Below are 16,236 nucleotides of genomic sequence, written 5' to 3'. Positions count from 1 at the left end.
CCGGGCTGCGCACTGGTTCCGACGTTCGTCCCCCACCAGTCAAGGAATCCCCCAGCCCACCGCTGGGAGGTGCCCCCACACTCAAGGAGTTTCCCTTGAGCACAGGAACCTCAGGACGTAACAGACACACCAAACGCATCGCTTCCGGAGCCGTCGTGGTGTTCGCCGCACTGCTGCTCCCGCTCGCCACCCTGGTCGGCCTGGCTGCCGCACCGGCCCAGGCGGCGGCCTCCGCGACGGCCTCCTTCACCAAGACCTCCGAGTGGGGCAGCGGCTTCCAGGGCCAGTGGACGGTGAAGAACACCGGCACCACCACCATCAACGGGTGGACCGTCGAGTGGGACTTCCCCGCGACCACCACCGTCGGCGCCTACTGGGACGCCCTGGTCACCTCCTCCGGCGGGCACCACACCGCGAAGAACCGCGAGTACAACGGCACCATCGCCCCCGGCGCCAGCGTCTCCTTCGGCTTCGTCGCCTCCGGGGACGGCGAGCCGAGCGGCTGCAAGCTGGACGGCGGCCCCTGTGACGGTTCCTCCGGCGACGACCCGCCGAGCGCGCCCGGGCAGCCCACCTCCACCGGCGTCACCGAGAACAGCGTCTCGCTGAGCTGGACGGCGGCCACCGACGACAAGGGCGTCAAGAACTACGACGTCCTGCGCGGCACCACCGTCGTCGGCACGGTCTCCGGCACCACCTTCACCGACACCGGCCTGACCGCCGACACCGAGTACACCTACACCGTCGTCGCGCGCGACACCGCCGGTCAGACGGGACCCGCCTCCCCGCCCACCACCGTCCGTACGGGCACGGGCGGCGGCACCGACAAACCGCCCTCCGCCCCCGGCACCCCCCAGGCCACCGCCGTCACCGACACCTCCGTCGCGCTGAAGTGGACCGCCGCCACCGACGACAAGGGCATCAAGAACTACGACGTCTACCGCGGCACCACCAAGGTCACGACCGTGGCCAAGCTCGCCTGGCAGGACACCGGGCTCACCCCCGGCACCGACTACGCCTACACCGTCGTCGCCCGCGACACCGCCGACCAGACCGGCAAGGCCAGTGCGCCGCTGAGCGTCCGGACCACCGGCGGGGGCGGACAGCCCGGCGAGTACGCCAAGGTCGGCTACTTCGTGCAGTGGGGCATCTACGGGCGCGGCTACACGGTGAAGTCCCTGGACACCACGGGCGCCGCCGCCAAGCTCACGCACCTCAACTACGCCTTCTCCAACATCGACCCGATGAACCTCACCTGCCTCAACGGCGTCACCAAGGCCACCTCCCCCAACCCCCAGGACCCCAACCAGGGCGACGGCGCGGGCGACGCCTGGGCCGACTACGAGAAGGGCTTCGGAGCGGGCGAGTCCGTCGACGGGGTGGGCGACACCTGGAACCAGCCGCTGGCGGGCAACTACAACCAGCTCAAGAAGCTCAAGGCCAAGTACCCCAAGCTCAAGACCCTGATCTCGCTGGGGGGCTGGACCTACAGCAAGTACTTCTCCGACGCGGCGAAGACCGACGCCTCCCGGCAGAAGTTCGTGAAGTCCTGCGTCGACATGTACATCAAGGGCAATCTGCCGACCACCGGCGGGCGCGGTGGCGCCGGGGCCGCGGCCGGCGTCTTCGACGGCTTCGACCTCGACTGGGAGTGGCCGGGCTCCGAGGGCCACGCCGGCAACCACGTCTCGAAGGACGACAAGGCGAACAACACCCTGCTGTTCGCCGAGTTCCGCCGCCAGCTCGACGCCCTGAGCACCACGACCGGCAAGAAGTACCTGCTCACGGCCTTCACCCCGGCCGACCCCGGCAAGATCGAGGCGGGCTGGGACATCACCACCAAGGACGGCACGCCCAGCGTCTTCGACTACATGGACTTCGCCAACGTCCAGGGCTACGACTTCCACGGCTCCGGCAGCGACAACAGCTGGGAGCCGAACCGCACGGGCCACCAGGGCAATCTCTACACCGACGCCCAGGACCCGTACCCCACGAAGTTCAGCGTCGAGTCGACCGTCCGGGCCTACCTCGACGCCGGCGTCGATCCGCGCAAGGTCGTCCTCGGCCTCGCGTTCTACGGCCGCGGCTGGCAGCAGGTCGCCGACGGCGGCGCGCGCGGCGAGTGGCAGACGGCGGGCGGCGCGGCTCCTGGCCAGTTCCCGGAGGAGGCCGGCACCCGCGGCTACGACAACCTGCTCGCGTCCGTCCCCAACCTGACCGTGCACCATGACGAGCAGTCGGTCGCGACGTACGGCTACACGGGCGACAAGGGCCAGTGGTGGACCTTCGACGACGTCTGGTCCATCAGCAAGAAGACGACCTGGCTCAAGACCCAGAAGCTGGGTGGCGTCATGATCTGGGAGATGTCCGGCGACAGCGGCACGCTGATGACCGCCGTCGACAGCGGCCTGAAATAACAAATCGCCGGCCGGGCTAGAACGAGCCCGGCCGGCGTTCGCCACACGCGACTACGCCACGTTGACCCGCTGGCCGGGAGGCGCCGCCTCCAGCCACGCCAGGAAGCCCGTCAGGGCGTCCTCGCTCATCGCCAGCTCCAGTCGCGTACCGCGGTGCATACAGACCAGGACGACGGCGTCGGACAGCAGGGCCAGCTCCTCCTCGCCCTGCGGCGTACGCCGCTCCAGCACCTCGATCGAGGCACGCTCCAGGACCCGACGGGGCCGGTACGCGTACGAGAAGACCCGGAACCACTCGATCCGGTCACCGTTGTACCGCGCTACGCCGTACACCCACCCCTTGCCCGCCGGCTCCGGGTCGTCCTCGGGGACGTTCCAGCGCAGGCTGCAGTCGAAGGTTCCCCCCGACCGCTGGATGAGCCGTCTGCGCAGCCCGAAGACGAAGAGTCCCACCAAAACCAGCAAGACGACGATGCCGCTCACGAGCAGAGCGAGGACCATCTCCACCGACCTCCTCGCATCATCTAGAGCAACCGCACCTGTATTGCCTCAGCCGCGGACCGCCCTGGAGAACTCCAGTGCGGTCCGCGGCTGAGGGACGAACTCAGTGAGTCGCGGGGTTCAGTGAACGCCCGTGACCGAACGCAGCCGGACATCCGCACGACGCTCGGCGTGCGCGTCGGCCTCGGCCTTCGCGCGCTCCAGCGCCCGCTCCGCGCGCTGGACGTCGATCTCGTCGGCCAGCTCCGCGACCTCGGCGAGCAGCGAGAGCTTGTCGTCCGCGAACGAGATGAATCCACCGTGCACCGCTGCGACGACATTGCCGTCCGCGGTCTTGATCGTCACCGGGCCGGACTCCAGCACACCGAGCAGCGGCTGGTGGCCGGGCATGACGCCGATGTCGCCCGATGTGGTACGCGCGATGACCAGAGTGGCCTCGCCGGACCAGACGCTTCGGTCCGCCGCGACCAGCTCGACGTGCAGCTCAGCAGCCAACGTGGCTCCTCGGGTCTCCACCTGCCGGGTCTGACAGGTGTTGGGTCAAAGAATAGGGGACGTACGGTCCGGGGGCGGGAGAGCCCCGCCCCCGGACCGCTGATCACAGGGCTCGACGAGCCCGTGGATCAGGAGACGCCCAGCTCCTTGGCGTTGGCCTTGAGGTCCTCGAGGCCACCGCACATGAAGAACGCCTGCTCGGGGAAGTGGTCGTAGTCGCCGTCGCAGATCGCGTTGAACGCGGCGATCGACTCGTCCAGCGGCACGTCCGAACCGTCCACGCCGGTGAACTGCTTCGCCACGTGGGTGTTCTGCGACAGGAAGCGCTCGACGCGACGGGCACGGTGGACAACGAGCTTGTCCTCCTCGCCCAGCTCGTCGATACCGAGGATCGCGATGATGTCCTGGAGGTCCTTGTACTTCTGCAGGATCGTCTTGACGCGCATGGCGGCGTCGTAGTGCTCCTGCGCGATGTAGCGCGGGTCCAGGATGCGGGACGTCGAGTCCAGCGGGTCGACCGCCGGGTAGATGCCCTTCTCCGAGATCGGACGCGACAGCACGGTCGTCGCGTCGAGGTGCGCGAAGGTCGTGGCCGGGGCCGGGTCGGTCAGGTCGTCCGCGGGGACGTAGATCGCCTGCATCGACGTGATCGAGTGACCACGCGTCGAGGTGATGCGCTCCTGCAGCAGACCCATCTCGTCCGCCAGGTTCGGCTGGTAACCCACCGCGGACGGCATACGGCCGAGCAGGGTGGACACCTCGGAACCGGCCTGGGTGTACCGGAAGATGTTGTCGATGAAGAAGAGCACGTCCTGCTTCTGCACATCGCGGAAGTACTCCGCCATGGTCAGACCGGCCAGGGCGACGCGCAGACGGGTGCCCGGGGGCTCGTCCATCTGGCCGAAGACGAGCGCCGTCTTGTCGATGACGCCCGAGTCGGTCATTTCCTCGATGAGGTCGTTGCCCTCACGAGTGCGCTCACCGACACCGGCGAACACCGACACACCGTCGTGGTTGTTGGCCACGCGGTAGATCATTTCCTGGATCAGCACGGTCTTGCCGACACCGGCACCACCGAACAGACCGATCTTGCCGCCCTTGACGTACGGGGTCAGCAGGTCGATGACCTTGACGCCGGTCTCGAACATCTCGGTCTTCGACTCGAGCTGGTCGAAGTTCGGGGCCTTGCGGTGGATCGGCCAGCGCTCGGTGACCTCGACCGTGGACGGGTCCACGTTCAGGATCTCGCCGAGGGTGTTGAACACCTTGCCCTTGGTGACGTCACCGACGGGCACGGTGATGCCCGCGCCGGTGTCGGTCACCGCGGCCTGGCGGACCAGACCGTCGGTGGGCTGCATGGAGATGGCGCGGACCAGGCCGTCACCCAGGTGCTGGGCGACCTCGAGGGTCAGCGTCTTGAGCTTGCCGTCCTCGGCCGGGTCGGCGACCTGGACGTGCAGCGCGTTGTAGATCTCCGGCATCGCGTCGACGGGGAACTCCACGTCGACGACCGGGCCGATGACCCGCGCGACGCGGCCGGTGGCCGCAGCGGTTTCAACAGTCGTGGTCATAGTGGTCAGTCACTCCCCGCGTTCGCGTCGGCCAGGGCACTGGAGCCACCGACGATCTCGCTGATTTCCTGGGTGATTTCGGCCTGGCGGGCCGCGTTCGCAAGCCGCGAGAGCGACTTGATGAGTTCGCCGGCGTTGTCGGTCGCCGACTTCATCGCACGACGGCGGGCGGCGTGCTCGGAGGCAGCCGACTGCAGCAGCGCGTTGTAGATCCGGCTCTCGACGTACCGCGGCAGCAGCGCGTCGAGGACACCCTCGGCCGACGGCTCGAAGTCGAAGAGCGGAAGGATCTTGCCCTTGCCCGCCTCCTCGGCCTGGTCCGTCACGTCGAGGCTGAGCGGCAGCAGCCGCTTCTCGACCGGCGACTGCGTCATCATCGAGACGAACTCGGTGAAGACGATGTGCAGCTCGTCGACGCCGCCCTCGGCGGTGTCCCGCTGGACCGCCTCGATGAGCGGACCCGCGACCTTCTTGGCGTCCGCGTAGGTCGGGCTGTCGGTGAAGCCGGTCCACGACTCGGCCACCGGCCGCTCCCGGAAGCCGTAGTACGCCACGCCCTTGCGGCCGATGATGTACGTCACGACGTCCTTGCCCTCCGAGCGCAGGCGCTCGGTGAGCTTGTCCGCGGCCTTGATGGCGTTGGAGGAGTAGCCGCCGGCCAGACCGCGGTCGCTCGTGACGAGCAGCACCGCGGCGCGGACGGGGTTCTCGACCTCGGTGGTGAGGGCGTGCTTGGTGTTCGAGCCGGTGGCAACCGCCGTCACCGCGCGGGTGAGCTCACTCGCGTACGGCGTCGATGCCGCCACCTGGCGCTGCGCCTTGACGATGCGCGAGGCGGCGATCATCTCCATCGCCTTGGTGATCTTCTTGGTCGCGGTGACGGAGCGGATGCGACGCTTGTAGACCCGGAGCTGGGCTCCCATGGATCAGGTCCCTTCCGTCGTCGTCACTTCGCGGAGCCGGCCGTGGCGTCGTCACCGAGAAGCTTGCCGTCCGAGGTCTCGAACTGCTTCTTGAAGGTGGCGATGGCGTCGGCGAGCGCCTGGAGGGTGTCGTCGGACATCTTGCCGCCCTCGACAATGCTGTCCATCAGGCCCTTGTGCTCGCGGCCCAGGTAGTCGAGCATCTCGCGCTCGAAGCGCTGGATGTCCTCGACCGGCACGTCGTCCATCTTGCCGGTGGTGCCGGCCCAGACGGAGACGACCTGGTTCTCGACCGAGTACGGGGCGTACTGGCCCTGCTTCAGCAGCTCGACCATGCGCTTACCGCGCTCCAGCTGCGACTTCGAGGCCGCGTCCAGGTCGGAACCGAAGGCGGCGAACGCCTCCAGCTCGCGGTACTGGGCGAGGTCGACACGGAGTCGGCCGGAGACCTGCTTCATGGCCTTGTGCTGGGCCGAGCCACCGACGCGGGAGACCGAGATACCGACGTTCAGCGCCGGGCGCTGGCCCGCGTTGAACAGGTCGGACTCCAGGAAGCACTGGCCGTCGGTGATGGAGATGACGTTGGTCGGGATGAACGCCGACACGTCGTTCGCCTTGGTCTCGACGATCGGCAGACCCGTCATCGAACCGGCGCCCATGTCGTCGGAGAGCTTGGCGCAGCGCTCCAGCAGACGCGAGTGCAGGTAGAAGACGTCACCCGGGTAGGCCTCACGGCCCGGCGGGCGGCGCAGCAGCAGGGACACGGCGCGGTAGGCGTCGGCCTGCTTCGACAGGTCGTCGAAGACGATCAGGACGTGCTTGCCCTGGTACATCCAGTGCTGACCGATGGCCGAGCCGGTGTACGGGGCGAGGTACTTGAAGCCGGCCGGGTCGGACGCCGGAGCCGCGACGATCGTCGTGTACTCGAGGGCGCCGGCCTCCTCCAGCGCACCGCGCACGGACGCGATGGTGGAGCCCTTCTGGCCGATGGCGACGTAGATGCAGCGGACCTGCTTCTTCGGGTCGCCGGAGCGCCAGTTGTCGCGCTGGTTGATGATCGTGTCGACGGCCAGCGCGGTCTTGCCGGTCTGACGGTCACCGATGATCAGCTGACGCTGGCCACGGCCGATCGGCACCATCGCGTCGACGGCCTTGAGGCCGGTCTGCATCGGCTCGTGCACCGACTTGCGGACCATGACGCCAGGAGCCTGCAGCTCCAGGGCGCGGCGACCTTCGGTCGCGATCTCGCCGAGGCCGTCGATCGGGTTGCCCAGCGGGTCGACGACGCGGCCGAGGTAACCCTCGCCTACCGCGACGGAGAGCACCTCACCGGTGCGCTGCACCGGCTGGCCCTCCTCGATGCCGCTGAACTCGCCGAGGACGACCGCACCGATCTCGCGCTCCTCGAGGTTGAGGGCGAGACCGAGGGTTCCGTCCTCGAACCGCAGCAGCTCGTTCGCCATGGCCGAGGGAAGACCCTCGACCTTCGCGATGCCGTCGCCGGCAACGCTGACCGTACCGACCTCCTCGCGCGAGGCCGCGTCCGGCTTGTACGCCTGGACAAAGTTCTCCAGCGCGTCCCGGATCTCCTCCGGCCGGATCGTGAGCTCCGCCATCTGGGTTCCCTGCTCTCCTTGTTGGGCCCGAAGTATTTCTTCTCTGGAGGAAGCCCTCCAGAGGACACCGTCGGCCCAACTCGGGCCGTCAGTCATGCTCTTGAGTTGGTGGCTGTCAGCCGGCCATCCGGCGGCTCGCCTCGGCGAGCCGGTCCGCGATGGTGCCGTTGATGACCTCGTCACCGATCCGCACCTGGACACCACCGAGAACCTCGGGGTCCACGTCCAGGTTGAGGTGGACACGCCGTCCGTACAGCTTGGCGAGCGCCTCACCGAGGCGCTGCTTCTGCTGATCGTTCAGCGGCACCGCGGACCTGACCTCCGCGACCATCCGGTCCCGGCGGTCGGCGGCCAGCTTGGAGAGGGCGGTGAGCCCCGACTCCAGGCTACGTCCACGCGGGTGCGTGACGAGTCGGATCACCAGACGCTCGGTGGCCGGGTTGGCCCGGCCGCCCAGCAGGCTGTGCAGCAGCTCGGCCTTGGCCGAACGGCTCGCGACCTTGTCGGTCAGCGCCGACCGCAGCTCGGCGTTCGAGGTGACGATCCGGCCGAAGCGGAACAGCTCGTCCTCGACGTCGTCCAGGACACCGGTCCGCTGCGCCGCGATGAAGTCGGCGCTGTCGGCCAGCTCCTCGATCGCGTCCACGAGGTCACGCGAACGCGACCAGCGGGAGCGGACCATGCCGGCCACCAGATCGGCGGTCTCGCCGCCCACCTGGCCGCCCAGCAGCCGCCGGGCAAGCTCGGCCTTGGCCTCGCCGGACTGCGCCGGGTCGGTCAGGACCCGACGCAGCGACACCTCGCGGTCGAGCAGCGCGGTGACGGCGGCAAGCTCCTCGGCGAGCTTCGCCGCGTCCACGGACGTGTTGTCCGCCAGCGCGTCGAGGCTCTCGCGTGCGGAGGCCAGGGCCTCGCGGCTCGCTCCGCTCATCGGGTCACCTCTGCCTTCGCCGCACCGGCCGACTTGTTCTCGAGTTCGTCGAGGAAGCGGTCGATGGTCCGGCTCTGCCGGGTGGCGTCCTTGAGGGACTCACCCACGAGCTTGGCCGCCAGGTCGCCGGCCAGCTGGCCCACGTCCTGTCGCAGCGAAGCCGCTGCGGACTTGCGGTCGGCCTCGATCTGGGCGTGGCCGGCCGCGATGATCTCCTCGCGCTGACGCTGACCCTCGGACCGCATCTCGGCGATCATCGCGACGCCCTGCTCCTGCGCCTCCTGGCGCAGACGCGCGGCCTCGTGGCGGGCGTCGGCGAGCTGTGCCCGGTAGTCGTCGAGCACCTGCTGAGCCTCGGCCTGCGCGGCCTCGGCCTTCTCCAGGCCGCCTTCGATGGCCTCGCGGCGCTCTTCGAGAACCTTGTTGATCTTCGGAGAGAGCTTCTTGGCCAGGAAGAAGAAGACGATGGCGAAGGCGATCAGACCGATGACGAGCTCTGGGATCGGCGGCAGGAGGGGAGCTTCCACTTCCCCCTCGCTCGCCAAGAGCAGGGCTTTCACATCAATGCCTTCCGTCGAAAACAGTGGTCGTCGGACCGTGATCAGGCAGACGGGTAGACGAACGGCATGACCAGGCCGATCAGGGCGAGCGCCTCACAGAAGGCGAAGCCGAGGATCTGGTTGGCGCGGATCAGGCCGGCGGCCTCGGGCTGACGGGCCAGCGCCTGGGTGCCGTTACCGAAGACGATGCCGACGCCGACGCCGGGGCCGATCGCGGCGAGGCCGTAGCCGATCGAGCCGAGGTTGCCCTTGATCTCGACACCAGCGGCGATGGTCTGGAGAGCAGCAGACATGCTCGTTCTTCCTTCTCTTTCACGGACCGGTGGGGGTTGGCCACCGGACGATTGTTGGACTGGGAGGCGAGGGCACTCAGTGGTGCTCGGCGAGCGCGCCCTGGACGTAGTTGGTGGCCAGCAGCACGAAGACGTACGCCTGGACGGCCTGGATGAACAGCTCGAAGGCGGTCATCACGATGGTCATCACGAACGAGACACCCGCGTAGGCGATGCCGATGCCGTTCAGCAGGTACCAGCTGGCGATGGTGAACATCAGGATCAGCAGGTGACCGGCGAACATGTTGGCGAAGAGTCGCACCGCGTGGGTGAACGGCCTGACCAGCACGTTCGAGAAGAACTCCAGGGTCACCGCGAGCGGGAGGACGCCACCGAGCGACTTGTCGTAGCCGGTGATGTTCTTCAGACCGCCGACGAAGCCGTGCTTCTTGAACGTCAGGTACATCCACAGGACGTAGACGATCAGCGCGAGCGCCGCCGGGAAGGCGATGATCGAGGTCACGGGGAACTGGGCGACCGGAATGATCGACCAGAGGTTCATGATCCAGACGAAGAAGAACAGCGAGACCATGAAGGGGACGTACTTCTCGCCCTCCTTCTTGCCGAGCGCCTCGTAGACGATGCCGCGGCGTACGAAGTCGTAACCCGCCTCACCGACCATCTGCAGCTTGCCCGGGACCACCTTCGCCCGGCCGAACGCCGCCCAGAAGAAACCGATGATCAGGAACGTGCCCAGCACGGCCAGCAGCATCGGCTTGTTGAAGTCGAAGCCACCGATGCTGAAGATCGGTTCAAACAAGAACGAGTGAAGGCCTGGGGCTGGGAAGCCGCACCCATCGAAGATGTGGCAATCGGTCTCGAAGGCGAGCATCTGTTCAGCACTCACCGCGAGCTCCTTCAGCGTGGCGCATAGGTACGGCAACCTCGTTGTGTCGGCGCGGCGCACAGCCGCGGAACGGCACTGGACTGGTCTTGCGGATGGGGGGGCAGGTGACCGGTGCGGGACCGGTCGGCGTAAGCGGCATCAGCTGCATGGACCGCCGATTCCGTCCCGGGATACTCGGGAGTTCAGCTGCCTGCGCCCACTGTGCCTCAGATGGCACCGGACGATAGCAGGTGAGCACCGGCACCTTTATGGCGGCCCTACCGGTCACGACGGAGACCCTGCGGGCGCGGACTTCTTCGCCTCGGAGGATTCCGGTTCCACATAAAGGATCTTGGCCTTCATGTAGGCACGCGTCTGGGCCGCCGTCCACACGAGGACGGCGGCGAGCAGGGCGAAGGCGAAGGCCCGGGTGTTGAAAAGCGAGGTGTCCCGGAAGACCGCCAGCACGACGGCGGAGATCAGGAACTGGGTCACGTACAGCACCAGACCCATGGCCTGGAACAAGTGCGGGAACGACTTCGCGGTGCGCTGGAGCACATAGAGACCCAGGGCCATGACGCCACCCGCGACGGCTGTGCCGACGGCGGCGCCGATCGCACCCTTGCCACCGGCGAGGACACCGCTGACGGCGACAGCGACCACACCGGCGAGGGCGGTCGGGACGGCGCAGCGCAGGAGTGTTCGAGCGTCGTTGGACTGCATGAAGGGTTTCTCCGGCGAGAGGTCGGAAGCAACGATTCGTCGTGGACGAGCGTATCCCCGGGAGTGAGACGTGACTCGCGACGAAGGGCCGCCGCACTACGGTCCTTCGGCTCTAGCACCGGGTTTAGTGAACGGTATCACAAACTATTTGATGAGGTCTTTACCTACATCGTGTGCTGGCCCTCACACACAAGGGTGAATGTGCTGGTTGCAGGGCTGACGGGCCACATATTTCTCTGCTAAAAGCCCCCGCGAAACCCTGCTTCCGTCCGGGGCACTCCCTGCCCCGGACGGGTCAGCGGTGGCTGCTGATCTTCCTGGTGTGCGGGAAGCGCGACCGGTCGCCGATGGCCGTCGCCCCGTGCAGCCCCGCCGGAACGGGCTCGCGCTGCTCCCCGATGCCCGCGCCCTCGCCCGTCCCTCCTGCCAGAGCCACCACGACCGACTTACGGCGGCGGTAGCGCGGCGGCACGAAGGCCTCGGCCCAGCGGGGGGCGCGCGGGGTGAAGCGCGGCAGCAGCAGAAGGACCAGGCCGACCGCGCTGAGCGCCACGATGACCAGCAAGATCCAGACACTCGCCGAGTGCACGGAATAGGCGACGGTGCCGAAGGCGATGAGCGCCGACCAGAAATACATGATCAATACGGCGCGGCTGTGCGAGTGGCCGATCTCCAGCAGCCGGTGGTGCAGATGCCCGCGGTCGGCGGCGAACGGCGACTGGCCGTTCCAGGTCCGGCGCACGATGGCCAGCAGCAGGTCCGCGACCGGCACCGCGATCACCGTGAGCGGCAGCAGCAGCGGAATGTAGACGGGCACCGTGGCGTGCACGGCCGCCCGCTCCGAACCGACGAAGAGACTGAGCGCGTCCGGGTCGAGCTGCCCGGTCACCGAGATGGCGCCCGCCGCCAGCACCAGGCCGATCAGCATCGAGCCGGAGTCGCCCATGAAGATCCGGGCGGGGTGCATGTTGTGCGGCAGGAAGCCCAGGCACATGCCCATCAGGACCGCCGCGAACAGCGTCGCGGGCGCGGCCGCCTCCAGCCCGTACCCGAACCAGATCCGGTAGGTGTACATGAAGAACGCGGCGGCGGCGATGCAGACCATGCCCGACGCCAGCCCGTCCAGGCCGTCCACGAAGTTCACGGCGTTGATGGTGATGACGACCAGCGCGACGGTCAGCAGCGTGCCCTGCATCGGCGTGAGCGAGACCGGGCCCACACCGGGCACCGGGATCCACAGGATCGTCAGACCCTGGAGCACCATCACACCGGCGGCGATCATCTGCCCGCCGAGCTTGACCAGGGCGTCCACGCCCCACTTGTCGTCCAGCACACCGAGCAGCCAGATCAGCCCGGCCCCGGAGAGCAGCGCCCGGGGCTCGTTGGACAGCTCGAAGACACTCTTGAGGTTCGACAGGTGCGCGGCCACCAGCAGTCCCGCGCACAGCCCGCCGAACATCGCGATACCGCCGAGCCGCGGCGTCGGTTCGCGATGCACGTCCCGCGCGCGGATCTCCGGCATCGCCCCGGCCGCGATGGCGAACTTCCGCACCGGACCCGTCAGCAGATAGGTGACCGCTGCGGTGACGCACAGCGTCAGCAGATATTCACGCACGGGCTGCCCCAGAGTTTTCGCTGGACATCACAGCCCCACACCATATTCGCGTCCGCCCCCGATCTGTGAATGTGGCTGGAGACGTTCGCCACGCCCCCGCGGTTGCGGAGGGTCAGAAACGGGCCGGATAGGGCGGGAAGTCCGCTGCCAGGCGCAGCACCGCGTCCCGGACGGCGCCGCCCGGCCCGTCCCCGCGCAACGCGCTGCCCATGAGGGCCGCCAGACGGCCCATCTCGGCCTCCCCCATGCCCTGGGTGGTGACCGCCGCGGTACCCAGCCGCAGGCCGCGACCGGTGCCGTGGGGCAGCCCGCAGGTGTCCAGGACGATGCCCGCCGCCGCGAGCCGGCCACGGGCCGCGGCGGCGTCCGGTGCGAGCGCCCCGAGGTGGGCGGTGATCAGGTGGGTGTCGGTGCCGCCCGTGGTCACGGTGAGTCCCTCCGCGGCCAGCGCGGCGGCCAGCGCACGGGCGTTGGCCACCACTCGATGGGCGTACGCGGTGAACGCCGGGGTCGCGGCCTCGCCGAAGGCGACGGCCTTCGCCGCCACGGTGTGCATCTGCGGACCGCCCTGCGTGAGCGGGAACAGCGCCCGGTCGATCCGGTCGGCCAGCTCCGCGCCGCACAGCAGCAGCCCGCCGCGCGGGCCGCGCAGCACCTTGTGCGTGGTCGCGCACACCACGTCCGCGTAGGGCACGGGGCTGGGCGCCGCTCCCCCGGCGACCAGACCGATGGGGTGCGCGGCGTCGACGACGAGATAGGCGCCCGTCTCGTCGCAGATGTCGCGGAAGGCGGCGTAGTCGGGGTGCCGGGGGTATGAGATCGAGCCACAGACGATCACCTTGGGCCGGTGCTCACGGGCCAGGGCCCGGACCCGCGCGTAGTCGATCAGGCCGGTCTCCTCGCGGACCCCGTACCCGACGAAGTCGTACCAGCGGCCCGAGAAGTTCGCAGGTGAGCCGTGGGTGAGATGCCCGCCCTGGGTGAGGGCCATGGCCAGGACGGTGTCGCCGGGGCGCAGCAGGGCGGCGTAGGCGGCCATGACGGCGGCGGTGCCGGAGTGCGGCTGGACGTTGGCGTGCGCGGCGCCGAAGAGATCCTTGGCGCGGTCGACGGCGGTGCGCTCGGCGGCGTCGACCAGCTCGCAGCCGCCGTGGTGGCGGGCGCCGGGATAGCCCTCGGCGTACTTGTTGGCCAGCGGGGAGCCGAGGGCGGCGAGGACGGCGGGTGAGGTGAAGTTCTCGGCGGCGATGAGCTGGATGCCGGTGGCCTGCCGGTTCGCCTCGCCCAGGAGGATTTCGGCCATCTCGGGGTCCTGCCGCAGCAGCGCGTCGAAGCCGGGGCCCCATGCGGGGTGGCCGGTGGCGCCTTCCGCGCTGGCGCCCCTGGTGGGAGTGGGGGTGACGGTCATCGCTGGCTCCGGGCTGTGCGGTGCGATGGTCTCCACCCCAATGTAGGCCCGTGCCGGCCCGCCTGCCCGGTGTGCGCACCGGACAGGCCCAGGGCAGGCCCTAGGCCCGGGCGGGGACCCCCGTGAGCGCGGTGACGACCGGGTCGAGTGCCTGGTTGATCTCGTCACCGATGGAGCGGAAGAAGGTGATCGGGGCGCCGTAGGGGTCGTGGACCTCGTCGGCCTCCGCGTTCGGGGCGAGCAGCCAGCCGCGCAGCGCGGCGGCGGCCTGCACCAGGGCGCGGGCACGGTCGACCACCCCGCCGGCCTGCTCGGGGTCCGGGAGGGTCGCGTGGTCTATGGCCCGTACGAGCCGGGTGAACTCCTTGAGCGTGAACGTCCGCAGCCCCGCGGAGTGGCCCATGGAGATGACCTGGGCGCGGTGGTCGCGGGTCGCGGTGAGCACGAGATCGGCGCGGATGACGTGCTCGTCCAGCAGCTCACGGCCGATGAACCCGTCCGGGTCGGCGCCGAGGTCGGCCAGGACGGTCGCCGCGTGCGCCTCCATCGGGGCTCCCTCGTGGCCCCAGGTGCCGGCGCTCTCCACCACGAGACCGCCCGTGAGGGGGTCGCCGAGGCGGTCGGAGAGGGCATGGCGGGTCAGCCGCTCGGTGATGGGCGAGCGGCAGACGTTGCCGGTGCTGACGTGGAGGATGCGGAAGGTGGGGACCCCGGACCGGCCGGGGTCATGGGTGTCCGGTCCCGCTATGCCACGCCCCTGCGGGGCGATCAATTGGCCACCTCGAGATCGGGGACTACCTCGCGCAGCTGCTCGGCGCTGAGCGCACCGGCCCGCAGCAGCACGGGCACCTTGCCGGTGACGTCGACGATGGAGGAGGGCACGTTGTCCGGGGTGGAGCCACCGTCGAGGTAGACCGAGACGGAGTCGCCGAGCATCTCCTGCGCGGAGTCGCAGTCCTGCGGGGCCGGGTGGCCCGTGAGGTTGGCGCTGGAGACGGCCATCGGGCCGAACTCGGTGAGCAGCTCGATGGCGACGGGGTGCAGCGGCATCCGCACGGCGACGGTGCCGTGCGTCTCGCCCAGGTCCCACGTCAGCGACGGCTGGTGGTTGGCGACCAGGGTGAGCGCGCCGGGCCAGAAGGCGTCGACCAGCTCCCAGGCCTGCTCGGAGAAGTCCGTGACCAGCCCGTGCAGGGTGTTCGGAGAACCGACGAGTACGGGCGTGGGCATGCCACGGCCACGCCCCTTGGCCTCCAGGAGGTCGCCGACGGCCTCGCGGCTGAAGGCGTCCGCACCGATGCCGTAGACGGTGTCGGTGGGCAGCACGACCAGCTCGCCGCGGCGGACCGCGGCGGCGGCTTCGCGCAGACCGGTCTTGCGGTCGGTCGCGTCGCTGCAGTCGTATCGCCGTGCCATCACATCTCCTTCGCGAAGCGGTTAGGTGCCGTTGCCCCGCTCACGCCGTCGCCCTACGGGCCGTCGCGAAGCGCGGGCGGTTGTTGAGGTCGGGGTGGTCGGCAGCGTCCGCCCAGCCCTTCTCCTCGGTGAAGATCCACGGCACCTGGCCGCCCTGGGTGTCGGCGTGCTCGATGACGACGACGCCGCCCGGGCGCAGCAGCCGGTGGGCGGTGCGCTCGATGCCGCGGATGGTGTCGAGGCCGTCCTCGCCGGAGAACAGCGCGAGCTGCGGGTCGTGGTCGCGGGCCTCGGGCGCCACGAACTCCCACTCGGTGAGCGGGATGTACGGCGGGTTGCTGATGACGAGGTCGACCTGGCCGTCCAGCTCCGGCAGCGCGGTCAGCGCGTCGCCGTGGTGCAGGGACACCCGGGAGCCCTCGACGTTCTTGCGGGCCCAGCCGAGGGCGCCCTCGTCCAGCTCCACGGCGTGCACACGGGAGCGCGGCACCTCCTGCGCGAGGGCCAGGGCGATGGCCCCGGAGCCGGTGCACAGGTCGACGATCAGGGGCTCCACGACGTCCATGGCCCGTACGGCGTCTATGGCCCAGCCGACGACCGACTCGGTCTCGGGGCGGGGCACGAAGACTCCGGGGCCCACCTGGAGTTCGAGGTAACGGAAGAAGGCGCGGCCGGTGATGTGCTGGAGCGGCTCCCGGGCCTCGCGGCGGGCGACCGCCTCCCAGTAGCGGGCGTCGAAGTCGGCGTCGGCCACGTTGTGCAGCTCACCCCGCTTGACGCCGTGCACGAACGCGGCCAGCTCCTCCGCGTCGAAGCGCGGAGAAGGTACGCCGGCGTCGGCCAACCGCTGGGTGGCTTGCGCCACCTCGGCGAGCAGCAGGTTCACGTTGATCCTCTCGCGC

Annotated in this window: 16 protein-coding genes; 1 reads left to right on the top strand and 15 read right to left on the bottom strand. The window is 69.3% G+C overall.

What is annotated here, in order from left to right:
* The first annotated feature begins 95 nt into the window (after positions 1–95).
* Positions 96–2,417 (top strand): glycosyl hydrolase family 18 protein, encoded by a 2,322-nt coding sequence (locus AB8O64_RS24900; RefSeq protein ID WP_370421506.1) that lies wholly within the window; start codon positions 96–98, stop codon positions 2,415–2,417.
* A 51-nt stretch (positions 2,418–2,468) separates the two neighbouring features.
* Here the strand turns inward: AB8O64_RS24900 and AB8O64_RS24895 are convergent, their stop codons facing one another.
* The 15 genes from AB8O64_RS24895 to prmC form a co-directional block, all read right to left on the bottom strand.
* Positions 2,469–2,918 carry a DUF2550 domain-containing protein gene (locus tag AB8O64_RS24895; RefSeq protein WP_130879941.1) on the bottom strand — a complete coding sequence of 150 codons (450 nt, stop codon included), beginning with the start codon at positions 2,916–2,918 and terminating at the stop codon, positions 2,469–2,471.
* 120 nt (positions 2,919–3,038) lie between these two features.
* Positions 3,039–3,413 carry a F0F1 ATP synthase subunit epsilon gene (locus AB8O64_RS24890; protein WP_130879940.1) on the bottom strand — a complete coding sequence of 125 codons (375 nt, stop codon included), beginning with the start codon at positions 3,411–3,413 and terminating at the stop codon, positions 3,039–3,041.
* Between the two features lie 128 nt (positions 3,414–3,541).
* Positions 3,542–4,984, bottom strand: a complete 1,443-nt coding sequence (gene atpD, locus AB8O64_RS24885) for a F0F1 ATP synthase subunit beta (RefSeq protein ID WP_130879939.1) — start codon at positions 4,982–4,984, stop codon at positions 3,542–3,544.
* Between the two features lie 5 nt (positions 4,985–4,989).
* Positions 4,990–5,907, bottom strand: coding sequence for a F0F1 ATP synthase subunit gamma (locus tag AB8O64_RS24880; protein WP_365212328.1), 918 nt, complete (start codon positions 5,905–5,907; stop codon positions 4,990–4,992).
* Between the two features lie 23 nt (positions 5,908–5,930).
* Complete coding sequence (gene atpA, locus AB8O64_RS24875; RefSeq protein ID WP_130879937.1) at positions 5,931–7,523, bottom strand: F0F1 ATP synthase subunit alpha; 1,593 nt, start codon at positions 7,521–7,523, stop codon at positions 5,931–5,933.
* Positions 7,524–7,638: 115 nt separating this feature from the next.
* On the bottom strand, positions 7,639–8,454 hold the full coding sequence (locus AB8O64_RS24870; RefSeq protein ID WP_370421503.1) for a F0F1 ATP synthase subunit delta: 816 nt from the start codon (positions 8,452–8,454) through the stop codon (positions 7,639–7,641).
* Positions 8,451–9,014, bottom strand: a complete 564-nt coding sequence (locus tag AB8O64_RS24865) for a F0F1 ATP synthase subunit B (protein ID WP_130879935.1) — start codon at positions 9,012–9,014, stop codon at positions 8,451–8,453. Before AB8O64_RS24865 ends, AB8O64_RS24870 begins: the two co-directional genes overlap by 4 nt.
* A 41-nt stretch (positions 9,015–9,055) precedes the next feature.
* Positions 9,056–9,307, bottom strand: a complete 252-nt coding sequence (gene atpE, locus AB8O64_RS24860) for an ATP synthase F0 subunit C (protein ID WP_087926250.1) — start codon at positions 9,305–9,307, stop codon at positions 9,056–9,058.
* A 76-nt stretch (positions 9,308–9,383) separates the two neighbouring features.
* A complete protein-coding gene (atpB, locus tag AB8O64_RS24855) occupies positions 9,384–10,178 on the bottom strand; it encodes a F0F1 ATP synthase subunit A (RefSeq protein WP_130880319.1) in 795 nt (264 codons plus the stop codon).
* 279 nt (positions 10,179–10,457) lie between these two features.
* Complete coding sequence (locus tag AB8O64_RS24850) at positions 10,458–10,895, bottom strand: hypothetical protein (protein WP_356453976.1); 438 nt, start codon at positions 10,893–10,895, stop codon at positions 10,458–10,460.
* A gap of 295 nt (positions 10,896–11,190) precedes the next feature.
* Positions 11,191–12,510 carry an MraY family glycosyltransferase gene (locus AB8O64_RS24845; protein ID WP_370421500.1) on the bottom strand — a complete coding sequence of 440 codons (1,320 nt, stop codon included), beginning with the start codon at positions 12,508–12,510 and terminating at the stop codon, positions 11,191–11,193.
* 112 nt (positions 12,511–12,622) lie between these two features.
* A complete protein-coding gene (gene glyA / locus AB8O64_RS24840) occupies positions 12,623–13,918 on the bottom strand; it encodes a serine hydroxymethyltransferase (protein ID WP_370421499.1) in 1,296 nt (431 codons plus the stop codon).
* Between the two features lie 100 nt (positions 13,919–14,018).
* Positions 14,019–14,690 (bottom strand): protein-tyrosine-phosphatase, encoded by a 672-nt coding sequence (locus AB8O64_RS24835; RefSeq protein ID WP_370421497.1) that lies wholly within the window; start codon positions 14,688–14,690, stop codon positions 14,019–14,021.
* Positions 14,687–15,334 carry an L-threonylcarbamoyladenylate synthase gene (locus tag AB8O64_RS24830; protein ID WP_130879931.1) on the bottom strand — a complete coding sequence of 216 codons (648 nt, stop codon included), beginning with the start codon at positions 15,332–15,334 and terminating at the stop codon, positions 14,687–14,689. Before AB8O64_RS24830 ends, AB8O64_RS24835 begins: the two co-directional genes overlap by 4 nt.
* A gap of 40 nt (positions 15,335–15,374) precedes the next feature.
* A complete protein-coding gene (prmC, locus tag AB8O64_RS24825) occupies positions 15,375–16,220 on the bottom strand; it encodes a peptide chain release factor N(5)-glutamine methyltransferase (protein WP_362209975.1) in 846 nt (281 codons plus the stop codon).
* Positions 16,221–16,236 lie beyond the last annotated feature (16 nt).

The sequence above is a fragment of the Streptomyces sp. QH1-20 genome (assembly GCF_041283565.1).
Classification (GTDB): domain Bacteria; phylum Actinomycetota; class Actinomycetes; order Streptomycetales; family Streptomycetaceae; genus Streptomyces; species Streptomyces syringius.
This window is presented reverse-complemented; position numbering and strand designations above follow the sequence as displayed.